This is a genomic window from Streptomyces sp. NPDC043853, assembly GCF_056436025.1.
In genome coordinates this window covers 1-23523 of record NZ_JBWKDJ010000023.1, presented here as the reverse complement: position 1 = coordinate 23523, position 23523 = coordinate 1, and the positions used below count along the sequence as shown (strand labels likewise).

Below are 23523 nucleotides of genomic sequence, written 5' to 3'. Positions count from 1 at the left end.
GACGGCCCGGCCCCGCCCACTGCGGGGCCGGGCCGCCGTGCTGGGAAATACTGGTGTCTCCACACACCACGGATGGGAGCGGTACGTGCACGGGAGTGAAGACCAGGAGTTCCTCGCACTGGAGCGGGAGCTGTCCGTCTTCCTCCGGCGGGCCCGCGCCTCCTCCGGCGAGATGGCCCGCGAACTGCACCCCGGGCTGGAACCGGCCGCGTACGGACTGCTCGTACGGCTGGAGGACGCGGGCAGGCAGCGGGCCACCGACCTCGCCGCGTACTTCGGCGTGGGCAAGGCCACGATGAGCCGTCAGCTGCGGGCGCTGGAGGATCTCGGTCTGGTCGCGCGCGAGCAGGACCCGGCGGACGGCCGGGCCTTCCTGGTCGGCCTCACACCGGAGGGCCGGGAGAGGTTCCGAGAGGTCCGGGACGCCCGGCGGGCCCGCTACATGCGGAAGCTGGCCGACTGGGACCGCGGCGAGGTCGCGGAACTGGCGCGCCTGCTGAACCAGCTGAACGCGGGCACCGAGTAGGGCCCGAAGCAAGGGGCGCCTCCGCCGAGGTGTGGGCAGGCGTTCCGCAGGGCGATGGGGGTCTCCCCTGCTCGAGCGAAGTCGAGAGCTTGGGGGAGGGTGGGCACACCGGAACGCCGCCCCGCAGGCTCGCTCCCGCCCCACCGAAGCGTTGCCTCGGCTCCGGCCGCAGCGCCGCCCGGGCAGGGCTGTGGCTTCGCCGGACCCGGCACCGCCTGGAGCGGAGCTCCGCCCGGACGGGGTCCGGACCGTTGCCGGACCGGGGCGCGGGGCGGCTGCGCGAGCCCTCGCGGGACCGGGGTGCCGTGTGCCCCCCTCCCCCAAGCTCTCGACTTCGCTCGAGCAGGGGGGACCCCCATCGCCCCAGCGGCACGACTGCCCACACGGCCGGCGGCGAGGGGCCGCCCTGCCCCCGCGGCGGGGGCACGACTGCCCGCACGGCCGGCGGCGCGGGGGCCGGCGCGACTGCCCCGCGGCGGGAGGCGTGCGGCAGCCGCGCACCCCACGGCCGTGGGCGAACGGCCGTCAAGGCCACGGCGGCGGCCGAGGCCGCAGGGGCGGGCCGGTGGCGGACCCGCCCCGCCGGGAGCGCTACAGCTCGGCGTACAGCGCCGAAGCGTCATCGTGCCGCTTCCCCCGGAGCGAAACGCGGGCCGGGTCCGATTCGAGCGTGCGGACCCGGTCGATCAGGCCCGCCGCGCCCTCCTTGCGCAGCACGGCCATGCAGGCCGCCCAGTCGCCCTCCCGGAACGTGTCCGTCCAGCGGCTCGCGCCGTCCGTCAGCGCCGCCACCGCCCGTACCCGCTCCCGTGGTGTCCGTCCCGTCACCGCCCGCCCGGCCGCCGCCGGATCCGCCGCCGCCGTGAAGAAGGCGCCCGCCCGGCCGTACGCGTTGCGCAGCGCGTCCGTCGCCGCGTGCGAGCGCAGCACCTCCGCCGGGACGTGGTCGAGCCGGTCGTCCCGTACCGCTCTCACCCCGCCCTCCGGAGATTCCAGCAGCAGCACCGAATCGGAGAGCACGAGGTGCTCGACGTACGCCTCGTCCCAGCGGACCGCGACCACCGTCGCCTGCGGGGTGCGCGTGTGAGAAAGGTCACACGTGTCCCGGTGTGCGGCCGCCGTGCCCACGATCGCCTCCGCCAGCGCCTCGGCCAGCGGCATGTCCCGCCGCGAACCGGACAGTTCGGTCATCCGGCCGCCGAGCCGGGAGGTGAACCACGGCACCCCGTGCGCGCAGCCGTCCGGCCCCCGCGGCGGGGTCACCCCGTCCAGCGCGACCAGCACTCCGCCCCCGCCCGAGGCGGGCATCACGGCGGATACCCAGTCCTCATTGGGGTGTTCCGCGTTGCCGGGGGCGGAGGCGAGGTCGATGCGCATGGAGACAGTGTGCCCGGGATGTCCGGAACTGTGCGGCCGATGCGGCGGCCGCCCGCCAGCCGCGCCCCGCGCCGGCCCGGCGGGCCCGGGTCCGTACCAAATGCCCGGCGTCGCCCCGGTGACGGCACCCTGACGGAAGGGGAACCTCCACCCCCCGAAATGTGGGCAGGCATCCTGCCAAAGCCCCGTGCGTTCTTTCAACCGCCCGTCCACGGAGCGGCCCGCACGGCCCGGTGTCCGAGTTGTTCGCCAACTCCTCCGTGATGTTCACTCGTTCGTGTGGCCGGGTGGGCGTTGTGCGGCTCTGTCCCAAACACACTGCAAAGGTCTGAAGCGGTACGAGGGAGCAGGGGGCGTTTACTTGTTGACCGGCCGTTACCTCGGCCACACGAGTAGACGAGCACGAGCACACGTACAGGATTGCGAGCACCGGTGCAGAAGAAGCGGTCTCGGAAGAACGGCACCGCCACCACCGCCGACGGCCCCGCCATCGTCGACCTCCCCACGGGACGCCGCGTACGCGTGCGCCGCAGGCTGGTCATCGGTGTCGCCGTCGCGGCCCTCGCCGTCCTCGGCGCCGGCGCCCCTGCCGTCATTTCCGCCTCGGCCGACCTGAACGAGTCGCAGCGGTTGGTGAACCGCGCCGAACAGGTCAGGCACATCCTCACCCTCGCGCACACGCTCGCCGACGAGCGGGACGCCGTCACCGAGTACATCGCCAGGGGACGCCCCGCGGCCGGCAAGGCCGCCCTCCAGGAGCGCTCCGAACGCGTCGACCGGCAGACGGCCGAGGCCCAGGAGGACGCCGGCGAGGAACTCGCCCTCGCCCTGGGCCGCATCGAAACCGTCCGCGCGGCCGCGGTCACCGGCAAGAGCAGCGCCCTCGCCGCCAACCAGGCCTACTCCGCGGTCATCGCCGAACTCCTCGTCCCGGCCGCAGAGCTGGCCGAGGACACCCCGCCCCGGGCCACCGCGGCCCTGGCCACCACCCGCCCCATGGCCCCGCTGGGCCTGGCCGCGGACCAGGCCTCGGCCACCCGTGGACTGCTGCTCGCCGCGCTGGCCGTCCCCCGCGGCGAGCAGGCGTCCTCCTCGGCGTCCGCCGGTGCGTCCGGCTCCGCCGCGGCGGCCTCGCCCGTGGAGGACGAACTGGCCGCGGCCGCCCAGCGCGCCCGGGTGCGCGAACAGGGCGCCCTGGCCGACTTCGGCCGGGCCGCACGGCCCGACGTACGGGAGACCCTGGCGGCGACCGTCACCGGACCGGAGGTGAAGGCGGCGGAGGACTACCTGGGCAAGCTCACCGACCGGCCCACCCTGGCCCCCGCCGACCGCAAGCTGAACGCCGAGGCCGTGGGCACCGCCCTGTCGGCCCGCATCGACCGGATCCGGTCGGTGGAGTCCACCCTCGCCACCGAACGGGTCACCGCGCTGGCGGGCCTGCGCGACGACGACGTGACCGCACTGGAACTGCTGATCGCCCTGCTCGGCGTGCTGTTCCTGGTCACCGTCGGCGTCTCGACGGCGGTCGCCCGCTCGCTGACCCGGCCGCTGTCGGTGCTGCGGCGCGGCGCCGCCCGGCTGGCCACGGCCGAGGGCTCCATCGAGCCGGTCCGCTTCACCGGCCGCAACGACGAGTTCGCCGAGGTCGTGCGCTCGCTCAACTCGGTCCGCGGGATGACCGTCTCCCTGCACACCAAGATCGCCGGCCTGGACGCCGACCGGCGGCGCCTGATCGGCCGCAACGAGGCACTGACCGCGGGGCGTGCCGAACTCGAGGAGCAGCTCGCCGACCTGCGGGCCGGTCTCGAGGAACACCGCCGCATCATGATCACCACCTCGGTGTCCCTGTCGCTGCGCACCCTGGGCCTGGTGGAGCGACAGCTCACGGTCATCGAGGAGCTGGAGTCCAAGGAGCAGGACCCGGACCGGCTGGCCACCCTCTTCAAGCTGGACCACCTGGCGACGGTGATGCGCCGCCACAACGAGAACCTGCTGGTGCTGGCCGGGCAGGAGCACGGCCACGGCCAGGCCGGGCCGGTGCCGCTGGTCGACGTCATGCGCGCCGCGGTCTCCGAGATCGAGCGCTACGAGCGCGTCGACCTGCAGTCCCTGCCCGCCTACACCCAGGTGGCCGGCCACGCGGCCGACGACATCTCGCACGTGCTCGCCGAGCTCCTGGAGAACGCCACCACGTTCTCCCCGCCGGAGGCCAAGGTGAAGGTCTCGGGCCGGCTGCTCGACTCCGGCGCCGTGGTGCTGTCCGTGGTCGACGAGGGCATCGGCATCACCGAGGACCGGCTGGAGCTGCTCAACCAGCGGCTGTCCACGCCCGACGCCTACGAGGCGGAGTCCGAGTCGGAGCACGGCCTGGGCCTCGGCCTGTACGTGGCCGGCCGGCTGGCGGCGGCGCACGGGGTCGAGGCGGAGCTGCGGGCCTCGCGGAGCGGGGGCACGGAGGCGCTGGTCGTCATCCCGGCCTCGCTGCTGCCCGCGGGCTCGCCGTCCGCGCCGGTGCACACGCTGAGCGTCCCCGGGGCGCCGCTCCTGCAGCTGCCGGGCGTCGTGGCGGAGGCGAACGAGAACACCCTGCCGCCGCGGCTCCGGCCGCCGCGGCACGAAGCGGACGGCACCCCGGCGGAGGCCGTGGCCGTACCGGCGGAGGCCGCGACCGACGTCGCCGCGGACACGGAGCAGGACCGGGAGCCGGCCGCCGTGGAGGCGGACCCGGCCGACGACGACTTCCACCTGGCCCCGGCGGCTCCGGAGCGGGCCCCGGCCGAGGCGGCGGACGACTTCCACCTCGCCCCGGCCGCGGTCGGCGCGGATGCGCTCGTCGACCCGGACCCGGACCCGGACCCGGACCCGGACCCGGACCCGGACCCGGACCCGTTCACGGACCCGGACACGGACGCAAGCGCGGATGCCGGCGCGGATCCCGACGCGTACGCCGACGGCGGTGCCGCCGGACCGGCCGCGCCGACCGCCACCGTGCCGGAGGTGCGCTTCCCGGACGCCGGCGAGGAAGGCGGACTCCCGCCCGCCGATCAGGTGTTCAGGGCCGGGGCCGTCCCGGAGCAGGCCGCGCACGAGCAGGCCGCCCCGGAGACCGCCGAGCCCGAGCCGGACCCGGAGCCGGACCCCGGGCCCGCACGGGAGCAGGCCGCGTCCGCACCCGACTACGTACTGCCCGAGCCGCCGGCCGCCACGGACCCCGAGGCGGTCCTGCCGCCCGTGAGCCAGGTGTTCCACGTGGACGCGCCCGAGATGGACCTGCCCCCGCAGGGCCAGGTCTTCACGGTGCCCGCACCCGAGCCGGAGACCGTGCCCGAGGCCGGGGAGCAGCTGCCCCCGCAGGGCCAGGTCTTCACGGTCACGGCCCCGCAGCCGCAGGCCGACCGCCCGCAGCGGCAGACGGAACAGCCGCAGGCGTCGCTGCCGCAGCGCCGCCGGCCGGAGCCGCACCCGGACCCGCAGGGCCGAGAGCCCGGGCCGTCGCACGCCCCCGTACCGGCCCAGCCCGCCGACCCCGAGGGCGCCGTCACCGACAAGGGCCTGCCCAAGCGGACCCCGCGCGCCGCCGCCGCGCCCCGCGTCGCGGCGCCCAGGCCGGAACCGAAGAAGGTCGATGCCGAGGAGCTGCGCCGGCGCCTCGGCGGGTTCTACCAGGGGGCCCGCGACGGGCGCCGCGTCGTGGCGGCGGAGCTCGCCGAGGGACGGGACGATCAGGGGGACACCGCACAGGAGGCACGCACATGACCGCGCCCAGTACGTACGGACTGAGCACCCAGGCCCGCAATCTGCAGTGGCTGCTGACCGATCTGGTCGAGGAGGTGCCCGGCATCGTCTCGGTGGCCGTGGTCTCCTCCGACGGCCTGCTGCTCCTCTCCTCCGACCCGGAGACCCCGGGCGAGCAGAAGGAGCAGCGCGACCGGCAGTTGCAGCAGCGGTCCAGGGGCCCGCGCGGCGCCGCCGCCGACCTGGCCACCATCGTCTCCGGCCTCGGCAGCCTCACCACTGGTGCCGCCGAGCTCATGGACGGCGGGTCGGTCCGGCAGACCATGGTCACCATGGAGCACGGCTCCGTCTTCGTGATGACGATCAGCGACGGCTCCCTGCTGGGCGTGCACGCCACCCCGGACTGCGACATGGGCGTCGTCGCGTACCACATGGCGCTCTTCGTGGGCCGGGCCGGTCACGTCCTCACACCCGAAGTCCGCAGCGAACTGCGCCAGTCCATGGAAAACCCGGAGAACGTCACGTGACCGCACCGCCGGCGCCGGCCTCCGCGCCCTCGTCCCGCCTGCCGATACGCGGGGCGGACCGCCGTCCCGCGCGCGTCCGCCCGTACTCGCTGACCGGTGGCCGTACCCGCTTCACCCAGGTCCTGCAGGTCGAGACCTTCGTCGCCGCCCTGGACACCACGCCCAGGAGCGGCGACCGCATGCCCGAGATGCGCGCCATCGTCGAGGTGTGCCGCCGCATGCGCACCATCGCCGAGATCGCCGCGCTGCTGAAGTTGCCGATGGGTGTCGTCCGCGTGCTCGTCAGCGATCTCGCAGACCAGGGAAGGATTCGCGTCTACGGCACCGGGCACGGCACCGGCCGGCCCGAACGCGCACTGCTCGAAAGGGTGCTCAGTGGGCTCCGCCGTCTTTGAACCACCGGTCGTCATCGAGGACGAGCCCGTCCAGCCCTGGCAGTACGACCGCTCCCGCGCCCCCGTCGCCGTCAAGGTGCTCGTCGCGGGCGGCTTCGGCGTGGGCAAGACCACCTTCGTCTCGGCCCTCTCCGAGATCACCCCGCTGCGCACCGAAGCCCTGATGACCCAGGCGAGCGCGCCCACCGACGACCTGTCCGGCACCCCGGACAAGAGCACCACCACCGTCGCCATGGACTTCGGCCGCGTCACCCTCGATGACGACCTGGTCCTCTACGTGTACGGCACCCCCGGCCAGGAACGCTTCTGGTTCATGTGGGACGACCTGGTGCGCGGCGCCGTCGGCGGCATCGTCATGGCGGACACCCGCCGGCTCCGCGACTGCTTCCCCGCCCTCGACTACTTCGAGACCTGCGGGCTGCCGTACGCCGTCGCCGTCAACCACTTCGAGGGTTCGGCCTCCTACGAGGAGGAGGACGTTCGCGAGGCCCTGACCATTGCGCCCCAGGTGCCTGTGGTGATCATGGACGCGCGGCGTCGCGCCACCGTCATCGAATCGCTGCTGACCCTCGTGGGCCACGCCCTCGACAACACGCCGGAATAGCCGCACCAGCCGTCACCGAACAGCCGGAAGAGCACAGCCGCTCCAGCGGGAACAACGGAACAGGGACACGAACACGCCATGCGCAAGATACTCGTCGTGGGAGCCGGCCAGTCCGGTCTCCAGCTCGCCCTCGGACTGCAGGCCAAGGGGTACGAGGTCACCCTGATGTCGAACCGGACGGCGGACGAGATCCGCACCGGCCGGGTCATGTCCACCCAGGTCCTGTTCGACACCGCGCTCCAGCACGAACGCGACCTCCAGCTCAACTTCTGGGAGCAGCAGGCCCCGCGCATCGAGGGCCTCGGCGTCTCCGTCGCCGCCCCCGACGGCAGCCGCGCGATCGACTGGCTGGGCCGCCTCAAGGGCCACGCCCAGTCCGTCGACCAGCGCGTGAAGATGGCCGGCTGGATGGACGCCTTCGTGCAGCGCGGCGGCCAGCTGGTCATCCACGGCGCGACCGTCTCCGACCTGGACTACCTCTCCCGTACGTACGACCTGGTGCTGGTCGCCGCCGGCAAGGGCGAACTGGTGTCCATGTTCGGCCGGAACGCGGCGCGCTCCCCGTACGACAGCCCGCAGCGCGCGCTGGCCGTCTCCTACGTGCACGGGCTCGGCCCGCGCCCCGAGCACCCGGAGACCGAGGCGGTCCGCTGCAACCTGGTGCCGGGCGTCGGCGAACTGTTCGTCATGCCCACCCTGACCACTTCCGGGCGGGCGGACATCCTCTTCTGGGAGGGCCTCCCGGGCGGCCCGCTCGACGTGTTCACCGGTGTCAACGACCCCGCGGAGCACCTGGAGCTGACGCTCTCCCTGATGAAGACGTACCTGCCGTGGGAGTACGCGCGCGCCACGAAGGCCGAGCTGACCGACGCCGGAGGCACGCTGGCCGGCCGGTACGCGCCGGTGGTCCGCAACCCGATCGGCCGGCTGCCGGGCGGCGGCCTGGTGATGGGCGTCGCGGACGTGGTCGTCGCCAACGACCCGATCACCGGGCAGGGCGCCAACTCGGCTGCGAAGTGCGCGGCCTCGTACCTCTCGTCGATCCTGATGCACGGGGACAACCCGTTCGACGAGGCGTGGATGAAGGCCACCTTCGACAAGTACTGGTACACCACCGGCAAGCCGGTCACCGACTGGTCCAACGCCATGCTCGGCGTGCCGCCGGAGCACGTGCTGAACCTGATCGGCGCGGCCGGGCAGCTCCAGCCCGTGGCGGACCGTTTCGCCAACGGCTTCGACAACCCCTCCGACTTCGACGCGTACTTCTACGACCCGGAGGACGCGGCCGACTACCTGGCGGAGGTCTCCGCCTCGGTGGGCGCCTCCTCGGCGGAGTAGCCGGTGTCGTCGGAGGAGTCCGACAGCTCCTCGGACAGGCCGGACGGGCCGTCGTCCAGCTCGGGCGGGGCGGTGTACTCCCCCTCGGCGAGCGGGACGCCGGCCGGGTCCGGTCGGACCGCGCCGAGCAGCGGATTGGCAGCGATCGGCGACACCTTGACCTTCGCGCCCGGCCGCGGCGCCTGGATGACCTTGCCGTCCCCGGCGTAGATCGCCACGTGCGTGGCCTTGGGGAAGTACACCACCAGGTCCCCCGGGCGGAGCCGGTCCAGCGGCACCCTGGGGAGCTGCGCCCACTGCTCCTGGCTGGTCCGGGGGATGGTGCGCCCCGCGTGCGCCCACGCCTGCGAGGTCAGCCCCGAACAGTCGAAGGAGGCCGGGCCCTCCGCCCCCCACACGTACGGCTTGCCGAGCTGTGCGGTGGCGTAGCCGAGCGCGGCCCCGCCGGCCGCGGTCGGCGCGTTGTTCCGGGCGGGCAGCCGCCCGGAGCCCTCCAGCGCGCGCTGGGCCCGTTCGGTCCCGGTCCGCTCGCGGACGGCCAGCTCGGCCAACTGCTCCCGGCTGAGCGAGGCGAGCAGCCGCTCGACCTCCCTGAGCCGGCCGGTGACCTCGTCCCGGCGCTTCTTCTGCTCCGCGGCGAGGGTCTGCTGGGTGTCCAGGGCCTGCCGGGCCGCGCCGGCCAGGGCGGACGCCCGCTTCTCGGCGCCGGTGAGCCGGCTGACCAGGGCGGCCTGGGCCTGGGCCTCGCGGGCCGCCATCCGCCGCTGCTCCAGCACGCGCTGCGGATCGCCGGACAGCATCATCCGCGCGTACGGCGACAGGCCGCCGCTGGCCTCCTGGTACTGGGCCCGGGCCAGCCGCCCGGCCTCGGCCCGCTCCTTGTCCAGCGTGCTCCGCGCGGCCCCCAGCTCGGTGCTCAGCCGCTGCTCCTGCTCCTGCCGGGTCTTGAGCGCGGCCTCGGCGGCGTTGTACGCCTCGGTGGCTTCCTCGGCACTCTGGTACAGCCCTTGCAGCCGTACGAGCAGTGCCCCGACTCCGCCCACACTCCCCACGGCCTCCGCGGCGGGCCCGGCCGCCCCCTTCACGCCGTCCGCCCCGGCCTCCTCCCGGTCCGGGCGAGGCGCCACGGGAGCTCCGGGCACACCGAGAACCCGGGGTACTCCGGCCGCTCCGAACACTCCGGACAAGGCCGCGATCGACGCGGCCGCGGAAGAGGGGTCGGGGTCGCCCGGCGCGACGGGCGTGGCGCTCGCGACCTCCGTAACCGCTCCCGGCCCGGTGGGCAGGACGGCGGCGAGCACTGCGGCGACACAGGCGGCGCGCAGCAGCCGACGTGACATGGGATCACCTCCGAGGCGGCGATCGTGCCACGCGCGATAGGACAAATCCCCCACCCGTGTCGGCCAGGTCGCCGACCCCACCCGTTCGGCCCGTCCGCGAACGGGATCCCCCCGAGCCGCCGCCCGCGTACGCGCCCCAAGAACCGCAGCGAACCGCACCCCAGGCGCCCCCCGCCAACACCCCGGCACGGCAGCCCCGCCCGGCAGAGCGAGGACAAGGGGCGCGGAGAACCACACGACCGCCACGGCCGGCGAACGGCCCGGCTACAACGCTCCCGCCCCGGGGCGGGAGCTGGGGGCGCGAGGAACTGCGCGCTCGGCCACGGGCGGCGCGCGGGCCCGCTACAACGCTCCCCCCGGGGTGGGGGCTGGGGCGGCAAGCCCCAGTTCGGGAAGGGGCGGGGTGGGGAAAGGCTCCGCGCAGCGGACCCGGCCCCCCGCTACGGGTTCAGCAGGCGCGACTTGGCCGTGCTGAACTCCTCCGGAGTCAGCAGGCCTTCGCGGGCCAGCTCCGCCAGACGGTGGAGCTGGTCGGCCAGGTCATGGTCATGGTCATGGCCAGGTGGCCGGGCCGCGCCCGTCGCAGCCGCCCCGGCCCCGGTCAGAGCTCCGCCTCGGGTTTCCGGCCCGGCCGGGGCGCGGGCCCCGGTAACGGCCCCGGCAGCCCCGGCCCCGACCCCGGTCCCGGCCGGACCGCCGGTCCCGGCCTCGGCCTCTGCGCCGCCTTCATCGGCCCCAGCCCCAGCCTCGGCAGCCGCCCCGGCGGCCTCCCCGGCCCAGGGGACGGCCGGGGAAGGCTCCCACGGCTCCGGCGCACCCCCCGGCACCTCCGGAGGAGCCGCCGGGCCGCCGTCCCACACGTACGCCCCCCGCGCCAGCAGCCCGCGCAGCAGTGGGCGTCCGGGCTCCCGTTCCGCCGGGTGGACCACCGCGCCCATGGGCCGGATGAACATCAGGCCACCCCCAGCTCGGCCAGCCGTTCCGGCGGGATCCGGACCGAGCCCGCGATCCGTCCCCCCGCCGCGCGCACCGCGACCGCCGCGTCCGCCGCCCACACGTGCTCCACGAGCAGCAGCAGTGCACAGCTGCCCCGTTGCAGCAGGTCCGCCGCCTCGCGGACGTCCTCCGGCCCGATCAGCCGGGCCACCTCACGCCCCACCAGCAGCCCGTGCAGTTCGACGAACTCGTCGAACTCCGCCGCCAGCACCTCACCGGACGCCGTCTTCGTCGCCACCAGACCGTCGATCAGCCGGACGTTCCCGGTCTTCCGCAGCCCCAGTACCGCCTCCACCGCCGGCACCCGGAGCTGCTCCTCGGGAAACGCCAGCACCAGGAACTCAACAGGCCCCATGACCACCACCACGCCCCATGACCACCACCACGCAGAAGGTTGCAGAAGGTTTTCGGCGACTCCTCGGCACACTATGACATAGCCGGACATAACCTCAGACTGCTTGCTACGTTTCCCATATGACCGCATTGACGGCAAAGGTGGCGGACCCCGCGGATCCGGACGGCCCCCCGCCCCTCCCCGGCGGACCCCAGGCCAAGCGCCGTGGCGTCGAGCTGGCGCTCCTCGTCGGCGCCGTCGCCATCTCCGTCCTCGGCCACCTCCACGTCGGCATCGCCGTCCTCGGCCGCATCCCGCCCCAGGCGTCCCGCTACGCCGCCGGACTCGCCCTCGCCGCCCTCCTGGCCCACCTGGCGGTCCGCTTCGCCGCCCCCTACGCCGACCCGGTCCTGCTCCCCATCGCGGTCCTGCTCAACGGCCTCGGCCTGGTGTTCATCCAGCGCCTGGACCTCACCACCCCCATCCGTCCCGGCGACGCCGGAGACCAGCTCCTCTGGTCCGCCCTCGGGGTGGCGCTCTTCGTCCTCGTCCTGGCCCTGCTCCGCGACCACCGGGCACTCCAGCGGTACACCTACCTCGCCGTCGCCACCGCCCTCGTGCTGATGCTCGTCCCGGTGTTCTTCCCGCCCGTCAACGGCGCCCACATCTGGATCCGCTTCGCCGGACTCTCCTTCCAGCCCGGCGAGTTCGCCAAGATCCTGCTCGCCGTCTTCTTCGCCTCGTACCTCGCCGCGAACCGCACCGCCCTCGCCCTGACCGGCCGCCGCGTCTGGCTGGTCCGGCTGCTCCCCATGCGCGTCCTCGGCCCGATCCTCGCCATCTGGCTGATCAGCGTCGGACTGCTGGTCCTGGAACGGGACCTCGGTACCTCCCTCCTCTTCTTCGGCCTCTTCGTGATCATGCTGTTCACGGCCACCGGCCGGCTCGGCTGGATCGCCGTAGGCCTGCTCCTGGCCGCCCTCGGCGCGTACGCCGTCGGCACCTTCGAGCCGCACGTCCACGGCCGCGTCGAGGACTGGCGCGACCCCTTCGCCTCCATCGGCCGGGGTGAGGGCCCCGGCCAGCTCGCCCAGTCCCTGTTCGCGTTCGGCGCGGGCGGACTCCTCGGCTCCGGCCTCGGCCAGGGCGAGTCCTTCCTGATCGGCTTCGCCGCGAAGTCCGACTTCATCCTCGCCACCGTCGGCGAGGAGCTCGGCCTCACCGGCCTCGTCGCCCTGCTCCTGCTCTACGGGCTGCTCGTCGCCCGCGGCTTCGAGGCCGGGCTGGCACTCCGCGACCCCTTCGGCCGGCTCCTCGCCACCGGCCTCGCCTCGATCATCGCCCTCCAGGTCTTCGTGATCGCCGGGGGAGTGACCGGCCTGATCCCGCTCACCGGCATGGCCATGCCCTTCCTCGCCCAGGGCGGCTCCTCGGTGGTCACCAACTGGATCATCGTCGCGCTGCTGGTCCGGCTCAGCGACTCCGCCCGCAAACCCCGCCCCGCCGGTGACCGGGACACGCCGACCGGCCCACCCGGAAGCCCACCCGGAAACCAGCTCGGAAGCCCGCCCGGGAGCCCGCTCGGGACCACCACCGACTCCGCCGGGTACCCCACCGGAAACCCGCACCCCAGCGGGAGCGGGAGCGGGAGCGGGAACGGGAACGGGAACGGGGCCCCCACATGATCCGCTACATCCGCTGGTGCGCGTACTTCTGCGCCCTGCTCCTGACCGCTCTGCTGGTCAACGCCGCCCGTCTCCAACTGGCCGAGGCCGGAACCCTGGCCGCCAACCCCGCCAACAAGCGGAGCGCCATCACCCGGTACGCCCAGCCGCGCGGCTCCATCCTGGTCGACGGCAGGCCCGTCACCGGGAACCGCGACAGCGGCCAGCTCCTGCGCTACGAGCGGACCTACACCGACGGCCCGCTCTACGCACCGGTCACCGGCTACTCCTCGCAGACGTACGGCACCAGCCTCGTGGAGCGGGCCGAGGACCGCGTCCTCGCCGGCACCGATCCCGGCCTCGCCTTCCTGCCGCTCTGGCACGACCTGACCCGCAGCCGCCCGGACGGCGGCCACGCCGTCACCACCGTCAGGGCCCGGATGCAGCGGGCCGCGTACGCCGGCCTGGCCGGCAAGCGGGGCGCGGTCGCGGCCCTGGAGCCCGCCACCGGGCGCATCCTGGCACTGGTGAGCAGCCCCTCGTACGACCCGGGCGTGCTGTCGGGCACCGGCCCGCGGGTGAAGGAGGCGTGGGCCCGGCTGAACGGGGATCCGACCCGTCCGATGCTCAACCGCGCCCTGCGGGAGACGTACCCGCCGGGCTCCACGTTCAAGATCGTGACGGCCGCGGCGGCGCTGGACGCGGGCGTGGTCACCGATGTGGACGCACCCACCGACACCCCGGACCCGTACCCGCTGCCCGGCACGCACACCCTGCTGCCGAACGCCTCGAAGGGCTGCGAGGACGCCTCGATGGCGGAGGCGGTGCGCTGGTCCTGCAACACCGTCATGGCGAAGATCGGCGTACGGGTCGGACTGAGCGGCATGGTGGACGCGGCACGCCGCTTCGGCTTCAACGACACCGGGCTGCGGGTCCCGGCCTGGGTCTCGCGGTCGAACTTCGACACCGACATGAGCCAGGACCAGCTGGCGCTGTCCGCCATCGGCCAGTTCAACACCACGGCGACGCCACTGCAGATGGCGATGGTGGCGGCGGCCGTCGCCAACGGCGGGGAGCTCAAGGCCCCGTACCTGGTGGAGTCCGCCACCCAGGCCGACGGCGACCAGGTGCGGCGGACCGTCCAGCGCAGCCTGGGACGCGCGATGAGCCCCGCGACCGCACTGCGCCTGCAGGAGCTGATGGTGGCGGTGGTGGAAGACGGCACCGGCCGCAACGCCGCAGTCCCGGGCGCCGTGGTGGGTGGCAAGACGGGCACGGCACAGCACGGCGTCGGCAACACCGGTACCCCGTACGCGTGGTTCATCGCCTGGGCGAAGGGGGACCGTTCGGCGGTGCCGGAGGTCGCGGTGGCGGTGGTCGTCGAGGACGCGGCGGCCGATCGCCGCGACATCAGCGGCAACAGTGCGGCGGCCCCGATCGCCCGCGCGGTGATGCGTGCGGCCCTGCCGCCGGCGCCCCGGCCCGCCTCCCCGCCCGGCCGGCCGGCCGGGCGCGCGTCCGAAGCCCGCACGTCCCCGGCACCCTAGGGAGCCAAGCCCCCGCCGCCCTCCGTACCGCCTTCCTCGACGGCCGCGGCGACCTCGGCCACCCGCGCCCGTTCCTCCGCCGCGAAACGCTCCCGGTCGAGAGCCTCGGCCAGCTCCTCGTCCTGGCGCATCAGCAGATCGAGGCTGGAGTCGCCCAGGTCGAAGACGCCCATGTCCACGTAGGCCCGCTGGAGCCGTTCGCCCCACAGGCCGATGTCCTTCACGCACGGCACGATCCGGCTGAACAGCAGCTTGCGGAACAGATGGAGGAACTCCGACCGTTCGGTGAGCTCCTCCGCCTCCCGCCGCGGGATGCCGAAGTTCTCCAGGACCTCCACCCCGCGCAGCCGGTCCCGCATCAGGTGGCAGCCCTCGATCACGAACTCCTCGCGCTCGCGCAGCTCCGCGTCCGACAACTCCTTGTAGTAGTCGCGCAATGCCATCCGCCCGAACGCCACGTGCCGGGCCTCGTCCTGCATCACGTACGCGAGGATCTGCTTGGGCAGCGGCTTGTCCGTCGTGTCGCGGATCATCCCGAACGCGGCCAGCGCCAGCCCCTCGATCAGCACCTGCATGCCCAGGTAGGGCATGTCCCAGCGGGAGTCGCGCAGGGTGTCGCCGAGCAGCCCCTGGAGGTTGTCGTTGATCGGATAGAGCATGCCGATCTTCTCGTGCAGGAAGCGCCCGTAGATCTCGGCGTGCCGGGCCTCGTCCATGGTCTGGGTGGCCGAGTAGAACTTCGCGTCCAGGTCCGGTACGGACTCCACGATCCGCGCGGCGCACACCATCGCGCCCTGTTCGCCGTGCAGGAACTGGCTGAACTGCCAGGCCGTGTAGTGCCGGCGCAGGTCGCCCTTGTCCTTCTCGGTCATCTTCGCCCAGTGCCGCGTCCCGTACAGGGTCAGCACGTCGTCGGGGGTGCCGAGCGGATCGTACGGGTCGACCTCCAGGTCCCAGTCGATCCGTTTGGTGCCGTCCCACTGCTTGTCCTTGCCCTTCTGGTACAGGGCCAGGAGGCGCTCGCGCCCCCCGTCGTACTCCCAGTTGAAGCGGGCGGCGCCGGAGGCCGGCACCGGCCATACGCCCTCGCCCGGGTGGGTGGTGTAGAGCTCGTGCGTCGACACTGGCGGCCCTCCTCGGCTCCGTGGACGGGCCTTACGGAGCAGGACAGTTGGCGGTGGGGTGCGGTGCAGTGCGCATACGCGAGCGGTTGCTCGTGAGTGCAGTGCAGCACGCTGGTAGACGCGGGGTCAACAAGTCGTGCGCGAGGGATTGACGGTCTTGCTGACAAGGAGTCTCATAACTGGTGACGTTGACAGTGACCGCCGGTAACGCCTTCCAGCGCCTTCGCCGGTGACCCACTCCCACCCACGAGGACGAGGGGTCCGACCCATGACCACCGCGCACAGGACGGCCGGCGACCGCGACCGCGACCTGGCCGACATCACCCTCCTCCGGGACGCGCTCGGCGCGCTCAAGGACCGTGAGCAGGTCGCCGAGCGGCTGCTGGAGTCCTCCGCCAAGCACTCCTTCGACCCCGACGCGGAACTCGACTGGGACGCCCCGCCCGTCGACGGCAAGTGGTACTGGCCCCCGGAGCTGGTCTCGCTCTACGACACCCCCCTGTGGAAGCGGATGTCCGAGGAACAGCGCATGGACCTCGCCCGCCACGAGGCCGCCGCCCTCGCCTCCCTCGGCATCTGGTTCGAGATCATCCTCATGCAGCTGCTCGTCCGGCACATCTACGACAAATCCCTGACCAGCAATCACGTCCGGTACGCCCTCACCGAGATCGCCGACGAGTGCCGCCACTCGATGATGTTCGCCCGCATGATCCAGAAGGGCGGCGCCCCCGCCTACCCGGTCTCCCGCCTCAACCACAACCTGGCCCGCGTCCTCAAGACCATCTCCACCACCCCCGGCTCCTTCGCCTGCACCCTGCTCGGCGAGGAGATCCTCGACTGGATGCAGCGCCTCACCTTCCCGGACGAGCGCGTCCAGCCCCTCGTCCGCGGCGTCACCCGGATCCACGTCATCGAGGAGGCCCGGCACGTCCGGTACGCACGCGAGGAACTGCGCCGCCAGATGGTCACCGCCCCGCGCTGGGAGCAGGAACTCACCCGCATCAGCTGCGGCGAGGCCGCCCGGGTCTTCTCCCTCGCCTTCGTGAACCCGGCGGTGTACGACAACGTCGGCCTGGACCGGCGCGAGGCCGTCGCCCAGGTCCGGGCGAGCGGCCACCGCCGCGAGGTGATGCAGACCGGCGCCAAGCGCCTCACCGACTTCCTGGACGACATCGGCGTCCTGCGCGGCGTCGGCCGCAGGCTGTGGAAGAGCTCGGGCCTGCTGGCCTGAGACGGGGCCGCTGCGCAGGGGCGGGACGGGGGCGCGGGACGGTACGGGGACACCGGTCCGGACGGGGGCGCGGGACGGTACGGGGACACGGGTTCGGACGGGGGCGCGGGACCGTACGGGGACACGGGTTCGGACGGGGGCGCGGGACCGTACGGGTACACCGGTCCGGACGAGGGACACGCGTCCGGACATGGGACACGGCGGGAGGGGGGAACCCTCGCTTCCCGCCCCGCCCGCCCGGCCGAGGAGCGTTACGCTGCGGGCATGACGCCCACCTCCAAGGCCGCCCCGGCGGCCCCGGTTCCGGCGCAGGCGGCCAAGGCTCCGGCGGCTCCGGCACCCGTTGTCCCGGAACCCGTCGCTCCGCCGTCTCCGCGCGCGTACCGCCGGCTCAGCGTCGAGGAGCGCCGGAGGCAACTGCTCGCCACGGCCCTCTCCCTCTTCGCCCAGCACGCGCCGGAGGACGTCTCGCTCGACGACGTGGCAGAGGCGGCGGGCGTCTCCCGGCCCCTGGTCTACCGCTACTTCCCCGGCGGCAAGCAGCAGTTGTACGAGGCCGCACTCCGCTCCGCGGCGGAGGAGCTCGACCTCTGCTTCGCCGAACCGCAGGCCGGCCCGCTGACCCGGCGGCTGTCCCGGGCCCTCGACCGCTACCTGGCCTTCGTCGACGAGCACGACGCCGGTTTCAGCGCACTGCTGAAGGGCGGCAGTGTGGTGGAGACCTCCCGGACCACGGCGACGGTCGACGGCATCCGCCGGGCCGCGGCCCGGCAGATCCTCGTCCACCTGGCCGTACCCGAACCCGGACCACGGCTCCGGATGATGGTCCGCACCTGGATCACGGCAGTCGAGGCGGCCTCGCTGATCTGGATCGACGAGGGCAAGCAGCCCGCCGTGGAAGAGCTCCGCGACTGGCTGGTCGACCAGTTCATCGCCCTGCTCACGGCCACGGCCGCGACGGACCCGCAGACGGCGGCGGCCGCCCGCGCGGCCCTGGCCCTGGAATCCCCGGACGGCCCGGCGGGAGTCCTGGCCCGGCGCGTGATCCCGGTGCTCTCCGAGGCGGCGCACCTGCTGTGACACTGGTGGGGTGAAAAGCGAACCCACCCGCTTCGAGGGCGGCCCGATGGACGGCCGGGTCCTGCCGATCATCCTCGGCCCGACCGGCCACCCGCCCAAGTGGTACGAGATCCCGGTCCCTGACCCGGCAGGCGGCCCCCCGACGGTCCTCCTCTACAAACGGGTCCCGGCCGGCCACTCGAAGCGCCTGCACCTCCAACAGGGCTGGAAATACGAGTACGACCCGACGGGCATCAAACCCAAACCCCGCTGGCCCTGGACCAAGCCCTCCCGCTAACCGTTTCCCGGATGCGGTAGGGCGCCTGCCCGCCGTCTGCCCGGGTCCGGGAACACGTCGTGGATCACCGGCGTGCCGCCCGACCGGGCTGCGGTCCGGGCGCCGCCGGTGTCTACTGGCGCCATGGGCTTCACCGGCTTCCCCCAGGAGGGGTTCGCGTTCTACGAGGCGCTGACCGCCGACAACTCCAAGAGCTTCTGGGCAGCGCACAAGGAGACGTACGAGTCGGCCGTTCGCGAGCCCATGGCCGCGCTGTGCGCCGAGCTGGAGGCCGAGTTCGGCCCGGCGAAGATCTTCCGCCCCTACCGCGATGTCCGCTTCGCCGCCGACAAGTCGCCCTACAAGACACAGCAGGGCGCGCACACCTCGCAGGGCTACTACGTCGCGATCGACGCGGACGGCCTCCTGGTCGCTGCCGGGCTCCACGGGCCCACGAGTGCGCAGCTCGCGCGCTACCGGGCGGCCGTGGACGCCGACCGCTCGGGCAGTGAGCTGGCCGCCCTCCTGGAAGTACTCCAGGCCGACGGATTCGAACTGGCGGGTGACCGCCTGAAGACCCGGCCGCGCGGCGTCGCCGAGGACCACCCGCGCCTCGACCTGCTGCGCTACCGCAGCCTCTACGCCCACCGCGGCTGGCCCCCCGACCGCTGGGTGAGCACCCGCGAGGCCCTTGACCGGGTGCGCTCGTCCTGGCGAGCCCTGCGCCCCTTCGCCGAGTGGTGCAGCACCCACGCGGGCGCCGCCGAGGATTAGCCCGCCCGTCCGGCCGACGCGATGGGCGGGCCCGCCGGCGCGAGAGCCGGCGGGCCCCGGACCACGGGTGCGGGCGAGCGGCTGCACCGCGGACGCTCAGGCCGCCGAACGGAACACCGGGCAGTGGGCGCGGCCCGGGAGAGCTATGGCGCGCCGGGCCCGGGCTGTGGCTGAGGCTCAGGCGAGGGAAGCGTCAGCTCCGCCACCGCCCCACCCTCATCCGCATTACGGAACCGCAGCCGTGCCCCCAGCACCGCCGCCTGCCCCACCGCGATCGTCAGTCCCAGCCCCGTACCCTTGCCCCCGGCCCCGGCCCCGGCCCTGGGCTCCGTACGGAACCGCTGCGGCCCCTCCGTCACCAGGTACTCCGGATACCCCTCCCCGTGGTCCCGCACCGTCACCACCGGCTGCCCGTCCTGCGCCACGTCCACGGTCAGCACCACCGGCCCCCGCCCGTGTTTGTGCGCGTTCGCCACCAGATTGCCCAGCACCCGCTCCAGCCGCCGCCGGTCCGTCTCCACGTACACGTCCCGCGCGACCACGACCTCCGTATCCGTCCCGGACGCCCGCACCACCCGTTCCGCCAGCGGCCCCAGCCGCTGCAACTCCGCCTCCACCCGCTCGGTGCCCGCGTCCAGCCGGGAGATCTCCAGGAGGTCCTCCGTCAGCTGCCGCATGGTCCGTACCCGCTCCTGCACCATCTGCGTCGGCCGCCCCTCCGGCAGCAGCTCGGAAGCGGCCTGCAGACCGGTCAGCGGGGTGCGCAGCTCGTGCGCCACGTCCGCCGTGAACCGCTGCTCCCGCACCAGCTTCGCCTGCAGGGTCGAGGCCATGGTGTCCAGCGCCCCGGCGACCGTCGCCACCTCGTCCTGCCTCCGCGCCGGACGCCTCGTACCGGGGTCCCCGACCCGCGCGTCCAGGTCCCCCCGGGTGATCCGGCGGGCGACGGTGGCCGTCTGGTGCAGCCGCCGGGTCACCCGGGTGACCGCGAACGCCCCGATGAGCAGCGTCCCGCCGATCGCCAGCACCGACGACCCGATGATCGCGTTGTCCAGGCCGCTGATCGTGCCCGCGCTCTGGGTGTAGTCGACGGCCGTGGCCAGCGCCTTCCCGTCCGCCGGGGCCGCCGCCCACATCGCCGGACGGCCGTCCTGGTCGCCGACCATCGTGCCGCGCTGCCCCGAGAGTGCGAGCGCGCGCAGCGAGGGCGGCAGCCCGGGCGGGTCGACGGCCGAGTCGGACGGCAGCGCCTCGCCCGCCTCGTACAGCCGTGCTGCCTCGGTGAGCCGGACGAGGGCCTTCTCGCGGGCGGTGTCGACGGTCTGCCGCGTCACCTCCACGTGCACCAACGCGCCGAGCACGGCCGCCAGCGCACAGCACATGACCACGATGAAGCTCGCCGCCTTGAAGGTCAGCGTCGCGGTCCACGCGGGCAGGCCCGGCAGGTGCAGCTTCATGACGCGTGGGGGGAGGGGGACGGCCGAGCCGGTGCGGAGGCCGGCGCGGAGGCCCGTCCGGAGGCCGGTGAGGAGGCCGATGACGGTGCCTGTGCCACCCGGGTGATCTGCTCCCGCGTCGGCAGCATCGCCCGCTGGTTCGCGTCGTACGACCACGCGGTGGCGAGCTCGTAGCCGGGATTGCCGCTCGGCGCACGGACGATGACGTCCAGCCCGGCCAGTTCCACGCTGACGGCCGGCTGCGTGGTGGCCATGATCCGGTTGAGCCGCCCGTCGGGGTCGGCGGTGTAGACCCGTACGGCCAGCTCGTGTTCCGCGCCGGGGAACTCGATGCCGACGATCAGCTCGTCCTTCCCGTTCCCGGTGAGGTCCCGGTAGTACGGCTTGAGGACCGGGCACAGGCCGGAACCCCGCCCCGAGTGCCTGCCCTCGCCCGCCTGGCCCGGCGCGCAGGCCCGGATCGCGTCCGCGGTCCCGGCGGGCATTCCGTCCGGGCCGGTGACCTGGTCCCCGTACGCCTTGAGCTCGGCCTGCACCAGCGCCACGGGGTCCACGCCGTGCACGTTCTGGTCGATGACGGGAGGCAGGTCGCGCACGTACTGCGGCGGCTCCCCACCCGGGTTCGCGGGCAGGACGGACGCCCCCTGGCGGTGGGGCCACAGATGGACCGGCCCGCTCGCGGTGGGTGTCGTCCCGGCCCCGGCCAGCCCGCCGGTATCGGTGCCGCAACCGGCCGACAGGAGCAGGAGCAGGGGCAGGGGTACGGCAAGGACGAGAAGGCGGCGCAAACGCCCCGGAAGAACGGGCACGCGGACAACGGGCACGCGGACAACGGGCACGCAGACGGGGACGGGCCGCGGCACGCGGGACACACGGCTCTCACGGGGCGGCTTCACGGACCTCCGTCCTCCCGTCCTCCTCGTAGGCACGTGGTGTCCGTCCCACCTTATGTGCCGATAGGCACGGTTTGCCCCCGGGGTGCCTCCCTGAGCCGCTCTCCGGGCCGCTCCCCGAGCCGCTCTCCGGCCGTCGACTAGGCCGTCGACCCAGCCGTCGACTCAGCCGTCGGTCCGGCCGCGCCGCAGCATCGCGAACCCGAGCCCGGCCGCACCGACTGCGGCCATGCCGCCGCCCGCCGCGACCAGCAGCGCCCCGTCACCCGGACCGTCCGCCAGGTGGTTCAGCCGCAGCGCCTCTGCGGGCCCGGCGCCCCGAACGCCCTCCGCGGAGGTGTCGGCGGAGGCGGCGGCGGAGGCGACCGCGCCGGTGCGAAGGACGGCGGGATCGACGGCGCCATCGGGTACGGCGGGATCGACGTGCGCACCGTTCCGCTTGCCGGTCTTCCGGCCCTCGACCGGGCCTGACGGGCCGCCGCCCGCGGTACCGGAGGACACCCGCGAGGACAGCCGCCCGTCGGGCTCCAGCGTCACGCGCAGGGACTTCGTACCGCCGTACCCGATGGCGCCGTCCCGGCTGACGAGGCGTGCGACCTTGGTGCCGCCGCCGACGATGTCGGCTTCGTAGCCGTCCTTCCCGACCCGGTAGACCTCGGCCGTGGAGACGCCGTCCGCGAGAGCCAGGGTCTTCACGAACGTCCGCGGGACGGAGGCGGGCGCCGCGTCGGCGAGGGCCGCGGCGACGGGCAGCGCCAGCACACTTCCGGCGCATGCGGCGACGGCGGCGGCGCGGACGAGGGTGCGGCGGAGGGTGCTCACGATGCTTCCTTCGGACGGACGGACGGACGAACGGGAGGGAGGGATGGAAGATCGGGCCCTTGAGCCCAGGCCGGGAATCGGGGGGAACACATCAGAGGGACAGAGCCGCCCGGCACGCCACGCTGCTCCCTGCTCCCTGCCGAAGAACCTAGGAGGGGGTCGTTGCAGCTCCGCCGTGGTTGTGTAACAACCGTTCGGCACTGTCCCCACGGAGCCGTTACACAACCGCCGGGCAGACTCGCCCATGTCCGTCCGGAGACCGTACGGGGGATTGCCGAGCGCCGTCCGGCCTGCTCCCATGGACGGCGGGGGTGACGCCGATGGCGAAGGCGAAGGCAGCGGCTCCGCTCGGGCGGGGCAGGGGGTTGAGGGTCCTGCCGGGTGGGCAGCACGCGCGCGGACGGCTCTACGTGAACACGCCCGACGGACGCAGCGTGGCCTGGTACGACCGCGAGGCGAGCCGGGTCTGCGTGCTCTCCGAGGACCAGACGGATGCGGTACTGGCGGCCTTACGCCCGTACCTGACCGGCAGTGTCGCGGTCGGCCCACCGCCGGTGCCGTCCAGGGCCGACCTGGTACGCCTGGCCCTGCACCCGGACGACGACCTGGCCCCGAACCGGCCCGGCGAGGGGATCCTCGGCGAACTCGAGTACGGCACCCCCGGCGCGACCGGCACCCGGACCCGGCACCGGCTGCGCCAGGACCTCCTCGCCCAGCAGCGGATGGGCACGGAGCTGGACGAGCTCGAGGGCGCGGGCTGGCGCGTACTGCACGCGGTGCCGCTGCCGGGCGCCGGCCGCATAGACCACCTGCTGATCGGCCCGGCCGGCGTGTGGTGCGTCCGCACGGTCCCGGGCCGACGCCAGCGCACCCACGTGGGCGACCTCCTGGTCACGGTGGGGCGGGCGGAACCCCGCGCGGACCCGCGCTGGACCCGACGTGCGGCGGAACGCGCCTGCCACGCGCTGACGGTGGCAGTCACCCCGGCGGTCGCGGTCGTGGACGCTTCCCGCGTGGATGTGGCCCCCACCCTCAAGGACGTCCAGGTCCTACGCGAAGGCACCACGACCGCCCTGTCGCGACAGGGCGGCATCCTGAAGCCGGCCGACATAGAAATCCTGTACGCAACGGCCCGCGACCGCCGCACGTGGGCGGAGATCTAAGCCGACCGGCCCTGGACGGGTCGGGTCGGGTCGGGACGGGTCGGCACGGGACGGGTCCGTCGGTCGGTCGGGCGGGGGCGGGGTCAGGGGCAGTAACCGGACTCCGCGTCAGCGGGACCGGACGGCGGGGCGGGGTCTGGGGGTTCCGCGACTTCGCCTGGGCGGTATCTGGGAGGTGCCCGGGGGCTGCCCGTCAGTCCCAGTGTCATTACGTGCCGGCCGCCGGCGTCAAGGGCGCTCCCGTTGGTCGCGTCGGCAAGCCGATGGCCCTTCGGGCCACCCTTGACACCGACGACCGTCACGCAACGACAAGGACTGTCGGGCGGCCCCCGGGGGATGG

At 73.9% G+C, this 23523-nt stretch carries 21 protein-coding genes; 13 read left to right on the top strand and 8 right to left on the bottom strand.

Annotated elements, in window-relative coordinates:
- The first annotated feature begins 85 nt into the window (after positions 1–85).
- Entirely contained in the window at positions 86–526 is a 441-nt protein-coding gene (locus AC067U_RS36195) for a MarR family winged helix-turn-helix transcriptional regulator (RefSeq protein ID WP_478834109.1), read from the top strand.
- A 591-nt stretch (positions 527–1117) separates the two neighbouring features.
- Here AC067U_RS36195 and AC067U_RS36190 read toward each other — a convergent pair.
- The gene (locus AC067U_RS36190) at positions 1118–1903 is read right to left on the bottom strand and encodes a hypothetical protein (RefSeq protein ID WP_478834108.1); all 786 of its coding nucleotides are present in this window, start codon (positions 1901–1903) and stop codon (positions 1118–1120) included.
- Between the two features lie 432 nt (positions 1904–2335).
- Between AC067U_RS36190 and AC067U_RS36185 the strand changes: the two genes are divergently transcribed.
- The 5 genes from AC067U_RS36185 (at position 2336) to AC067U_RS36165 (ending at position 8502) form a co-directional block, all read left to right on the top strand.
- Positions 2336–5659, top strand: a complete 3324-nt coding sequence (locus AC067U_RS36185) for a nitrate- and nitrite sensing domain-containing protein (RefSeq protein ID WP_478834107.1) — start codon at positions 2336–2338, stop codon at positions 5657–5659.
- Positions 5656–6165 carry a roadblock/LC7 domain-containing protein gene (locus tag AC067U_RS36180; RefSeq protein WP_478834106.1) on the top strand — a complete coding sequence of 170 codons (510 nt, stop codon included), beginning with the start codon at positions 5656–5658 and terminating at the stop codon, positions 6163–6165. Before AC067U_RS36185 ends, AC067U_RS36180 begins: the two co-directional genes overlap by 4 nt.
- On the top strand, positions 6162–6560 hold the full coding sequence (locus tag AC067U_RS36175) for a DUF742 domain-containing protein (RefSeq protein WP_478834105.1): 399 nt from the start codon (positions 6162–6164) through the stop codon (positions 6558–6560). Before AC067U_RS36180 ends, AC067U_RS36175 begins: the two co-directional genes overlap by 4 nt.
- On the top strand, positions 6541–7164 hold the full coding sequence (locus AC067U_RS36170) for a GTP-binding protein (RefSeq protein WP_478834104.1): 624 nt from the start codon (positions 6541–6543) through the stop codon (positions 7162–7164). The genes AC067U_RS36175 and AC067U_RS36170 overlap by 20 nt, the downstream gene beginning before the upstream one ends.
- Before the next feature lie 78 nt (positions 7165–7242).
- Positions 7243–8502, top strand: a complete 1260-nt coding sequence (locus AC067U_RS36165) for a styrene monooxygenase/indole monooxygenase family protein (protein ID WP_478834103.1) — start codon at positions 7243–7245, stop codon at positions 8500–8502.
- Here the strand turns inward: AC067U_RS36165 and AC067U_RS36160 are convergent.
- The 3 genes from AC067U_RS36160 to AC067U_RS36150 all read right to left on the bottom strand — a co-directional run bounded on the left by AC067U_RS36160 (position 8454) and on the right by AC067U_RS36150 (position 11193).
- Entirely contained in the window at positions 8454–9842 is a 1389-nt protein-coding gene (locus tag AC067U_RS36160; protein ID WP_478834102.1) for a C40 family peptidase, read from the bottom strand. The two genes, AC067U_RS36165 and AC067U_RS36160, sit on opposite strands and share 49 nt — an antisense overlap.
- Before the next feature lie 440 nt (positions 9843–10282).
- Complete coding sequence (locus AC067U_RS36155; protein WP_478834101.1) at positions 10283–10795, bottom strand: SHOCT domain-containing protein; 513 nt, start codon at positions 10793–10795, stop codon at positions 10283–10285.
- On the bottom strand, positions 10795–11193 hold the full coding sequence (locus AC067U_RS36150) for a DUF6325 family protein (protein ID WP_478834100.1): 399 nt from the start codon (positions 11191–11193) through the stop codon (positions 10795–10797). The genes AC067U_RS36155 and AC067U_RS36150 overlap by 1 nt, the downstream gene beginning before the upstream one ends.
- A gap of 119 nt (positions 11194–11312) precedes the next feature.
- Between AC067U_RS36150 and AC067U_RS36145 the strand changes: the two genes are divergently transcribed.
- Both AC067U_RS36145 and AC067U_RS36140 read left to right on the top strand, forming a co-directional pair.
- Positions 11313–12857 carry an FtsW/RodA/SpoVE family cell cycle protein gene (locus AC067U_RS36145; RefSeq protein WP_478834099.1) on the top strand — a complete coding sequence of 515 codons (1545 nt, stop codon included), beginning with the start codon at positions 11313–11315 and terminating at the stop codon, positions 12855–12857.
- Positions 12854–14383: a penicillin-binding transpeptidase domain-containing protein gene (locus tag AC067U_RS36140; protein ID WP_478834098.1), complete on the top strand. Its 1530-nt coding sequence runs from the start codon at positions 12854–12856 to the stop codon at positions 14381–14383. Before AC067U_RS36145 ends, AC067U_RS36140 begins: the two co-directional genes overlap by 4 nt.
- Here the strand turns inward: AC067U_RS36140 and AC067U_RS36135 are convergent.
- Positions 14380–15507 (bottom strand): ferritin-like domain-containing protein, encoded by a 1128-nt coding sequence (locus AC067U_RS36135; RefSeq protein WP_478834097.1) that lies wholly within the window; start codon positions 15505–15507, stop codon positions 14380–14382. The genes AC067U_RS36140 and AC067U_RS36135 overlap by 4 nt on opposite strands.
- 268 nt (positions 15508–15775) lie before the next feature.
- On the opposite strand from AC067U_RS36135, the gene AC067U_RS36130 reads away from it, so the two are divergent.
- The 4 genes from AC067U_RS36130 to AC067U_RS36115 all read left to right on the top strand — a co-directional run bounded on the left by AC067U_RS36130 (position 15776) and on the right by AC067U_RS36115 (position 18848).
- Positions 15776–16738, top strand: a complete 963-nt coding sequence (locus tag AC067U_RS36130) for an AurF N-oxygenase family protein (RefSeq protein ID WP_478834096.1) — start codon at positions 15776–15778, stop codon at positions 16736–16738.
- A 264-nt stretch (positions 16739–17002) separates the two neighbouring features.
- Positions 17003–17818, top strand: a complete 816-nt coding sequence (locus tag AC067U_RS36125; RefSeq protein WP_478834095.1) for a TetR/AcrR family transcriptional regulator — start codon at positions 17003–17005, stop codon at positions 17816–17818.
- A gap of 10 nt (positions 17819–17828) precedes the next feature.
- Complete coding sequence (locus tag AC067U_RS36120) at positions 17829–18095, top strand: hypothetical protein (RefSeq protein ID WP_478834094.1); 267 nt, start codon at positions 17829–17831, stop codon at positions 18093–18095.
- 123 nt (positions 18096–18218) lie between these two features.
- Complete coding sequence (locus AC067U_RS36115) at positions 18219–18848, top strand: DUF2461 domain-containing protein (RefSeq protein ID WP_478834093.1); 630 nt, start codon at positions 18219–18221, stop codon at positions 18846–18848.
- 143 nt (positions 18849–18991) lie between these two features.
- On the opposite strand, the gene AC067U_RS36110 is transcribed toward AC067U_RS36115, so the two are convergent.
- From AC067U_RS36110 to AC067U_RS36100, 3 genes are all read right to left on the bottom strand, one after another.
- Entirely contained in the window at positions 18992–20305 is a 1314-nt protein-coding gene (locus AC067U_RS36110) for an ATP-binding protein (protein WP_478834092.1), read from the bottom strand.
- A complete protein-coding gene (locus tag AC067U_RS36105; protein ID WP_478834091.1) occupies positions 20302–21093 on the bottom strand; it encodes a hypothetical protein in 792 nt (263 codons plus the stop codon). The genes AC067U_RS36110 and AC067U_RS36105 overlap by 4 nt, the downstream gene beginning before the upstream one ends.
- 270 nt (positions 21094–21363) lie before the next feature.
- Positions 21364–22020 (bottom strand): hypothetical protein, encoded by a 657-nt coding sequence (locus AC067U_RS36100; RefSeq protein ID WP_478834090.1) that lies wholly within the window; start codon positions 22018–22020, stop codon positions 21364–21366.
- Between the two features lie 410 nt (positions 22021–22430).
- On the opposite strand from AC067U_RS36100, the gene AC067U_RS36095 reads away from it, so the two are divergent.
- Positions 22431–23183, top strand: a complete 753-nt coding sequence (locus AC067U_RS36095; protein WP_478834089.1) for a nuclease-related domain-containing protein — start codon at positions 22431–22433, stop codon at positions 23181–23183.
- Positions 23184–23523: the final 340 nt, after the last annotated feature.

Excerpts from the sequence above, each read along its gene's own strand:
- AC067U_RS36125 (WP_478834095.1), top strand. The coding sequence starts at position 17,003 with ATGACGCCCACCTCCAAGGCCGCCCCGGCGGCCCCGGTTCCGGCGCAG.
- AC067U_RS36190 (WP_478834108.1), bottom strand. The coding sequence starts at position 1,903 with ATGCGCATCGACCTCGCCTCCGCCCCCGGCAACGCGGAACACCCCAAT.
- AC067U_RS36110 (WP_478834092.1), bottom strand. The coding sequence starts at position 20,305 with ATGAAGCTGCACCTGCCGGGCCTGCCCGCGTGGACCGCGACGCTGACC.
- AC067U_RS36145 (WP_478834099.1), top strand. The coding sequence starts at position 11,313 with ATGACCGCATTGACGGCAAAGGTGGCGGACCCCGCGGATCCGGACGGC.
- AC067U_RS36165 (WP_478834103.1), top strand. The coding sequence starts at position 7,243 with ATGCGCAAGATACTCGTCGTGGGAGCCGGCCAGTCCGGTCTCCAGCTC.
- AC067U_RS36115 (WP_478834093.1), top strand. The coding sequence starts at position 18,219 with ATGGGCTTCACCGGCTTCCCCCAGGAGGGGTTCGCGTTCTACGAGGCG.
- AC067U_RS36160 (WP_478834102.1), bottom strand. The coding sequence starts at position 9,842 with ATGTCACGTCGGCTGCTGCGCGCCGCCTGTGTCGCCGCAGTGCTCGCC.
- AC067U_RS36140 (WP_478834098.1), top strand. The coding sequence starts at position 12,854 with ATGATCCGCTACATCCGCTGGTGCGCGTACTTCTGCGCCCTGCTCCTG.
- AC067U_RS36150 (WP_478834100.1), bottom strand. The coding sequence starts at position 11,193 with ATGGGGCCTGTTGAGTTCCTGGTGCTGGCGTTTCCCGAGGAGCAGCTC.
- AC067U_RS36155 (WP_478834101.1), bottom strand. The coding sequence starts at position 10,795 with ATGTTCATCCGGCCCATGGGCGCGGTGGTCCACCCGGCGGAACGGGAG.
- AC067U_RS36130 (WP_478834096.1), top strand. The coding sequence starts at position 15,776 with ATGACCACCGCGCACAGGACGGCCGGCGACCGCGACCGCGACCTGGCC.
- AC067U_RS36180 (WP_478834106.1), top strand. The coding sequence starts at position 5,656 with ATGACCGCGCCCAGTACGTACGGACTGAGCACCCAGGCCCGCAATCTG.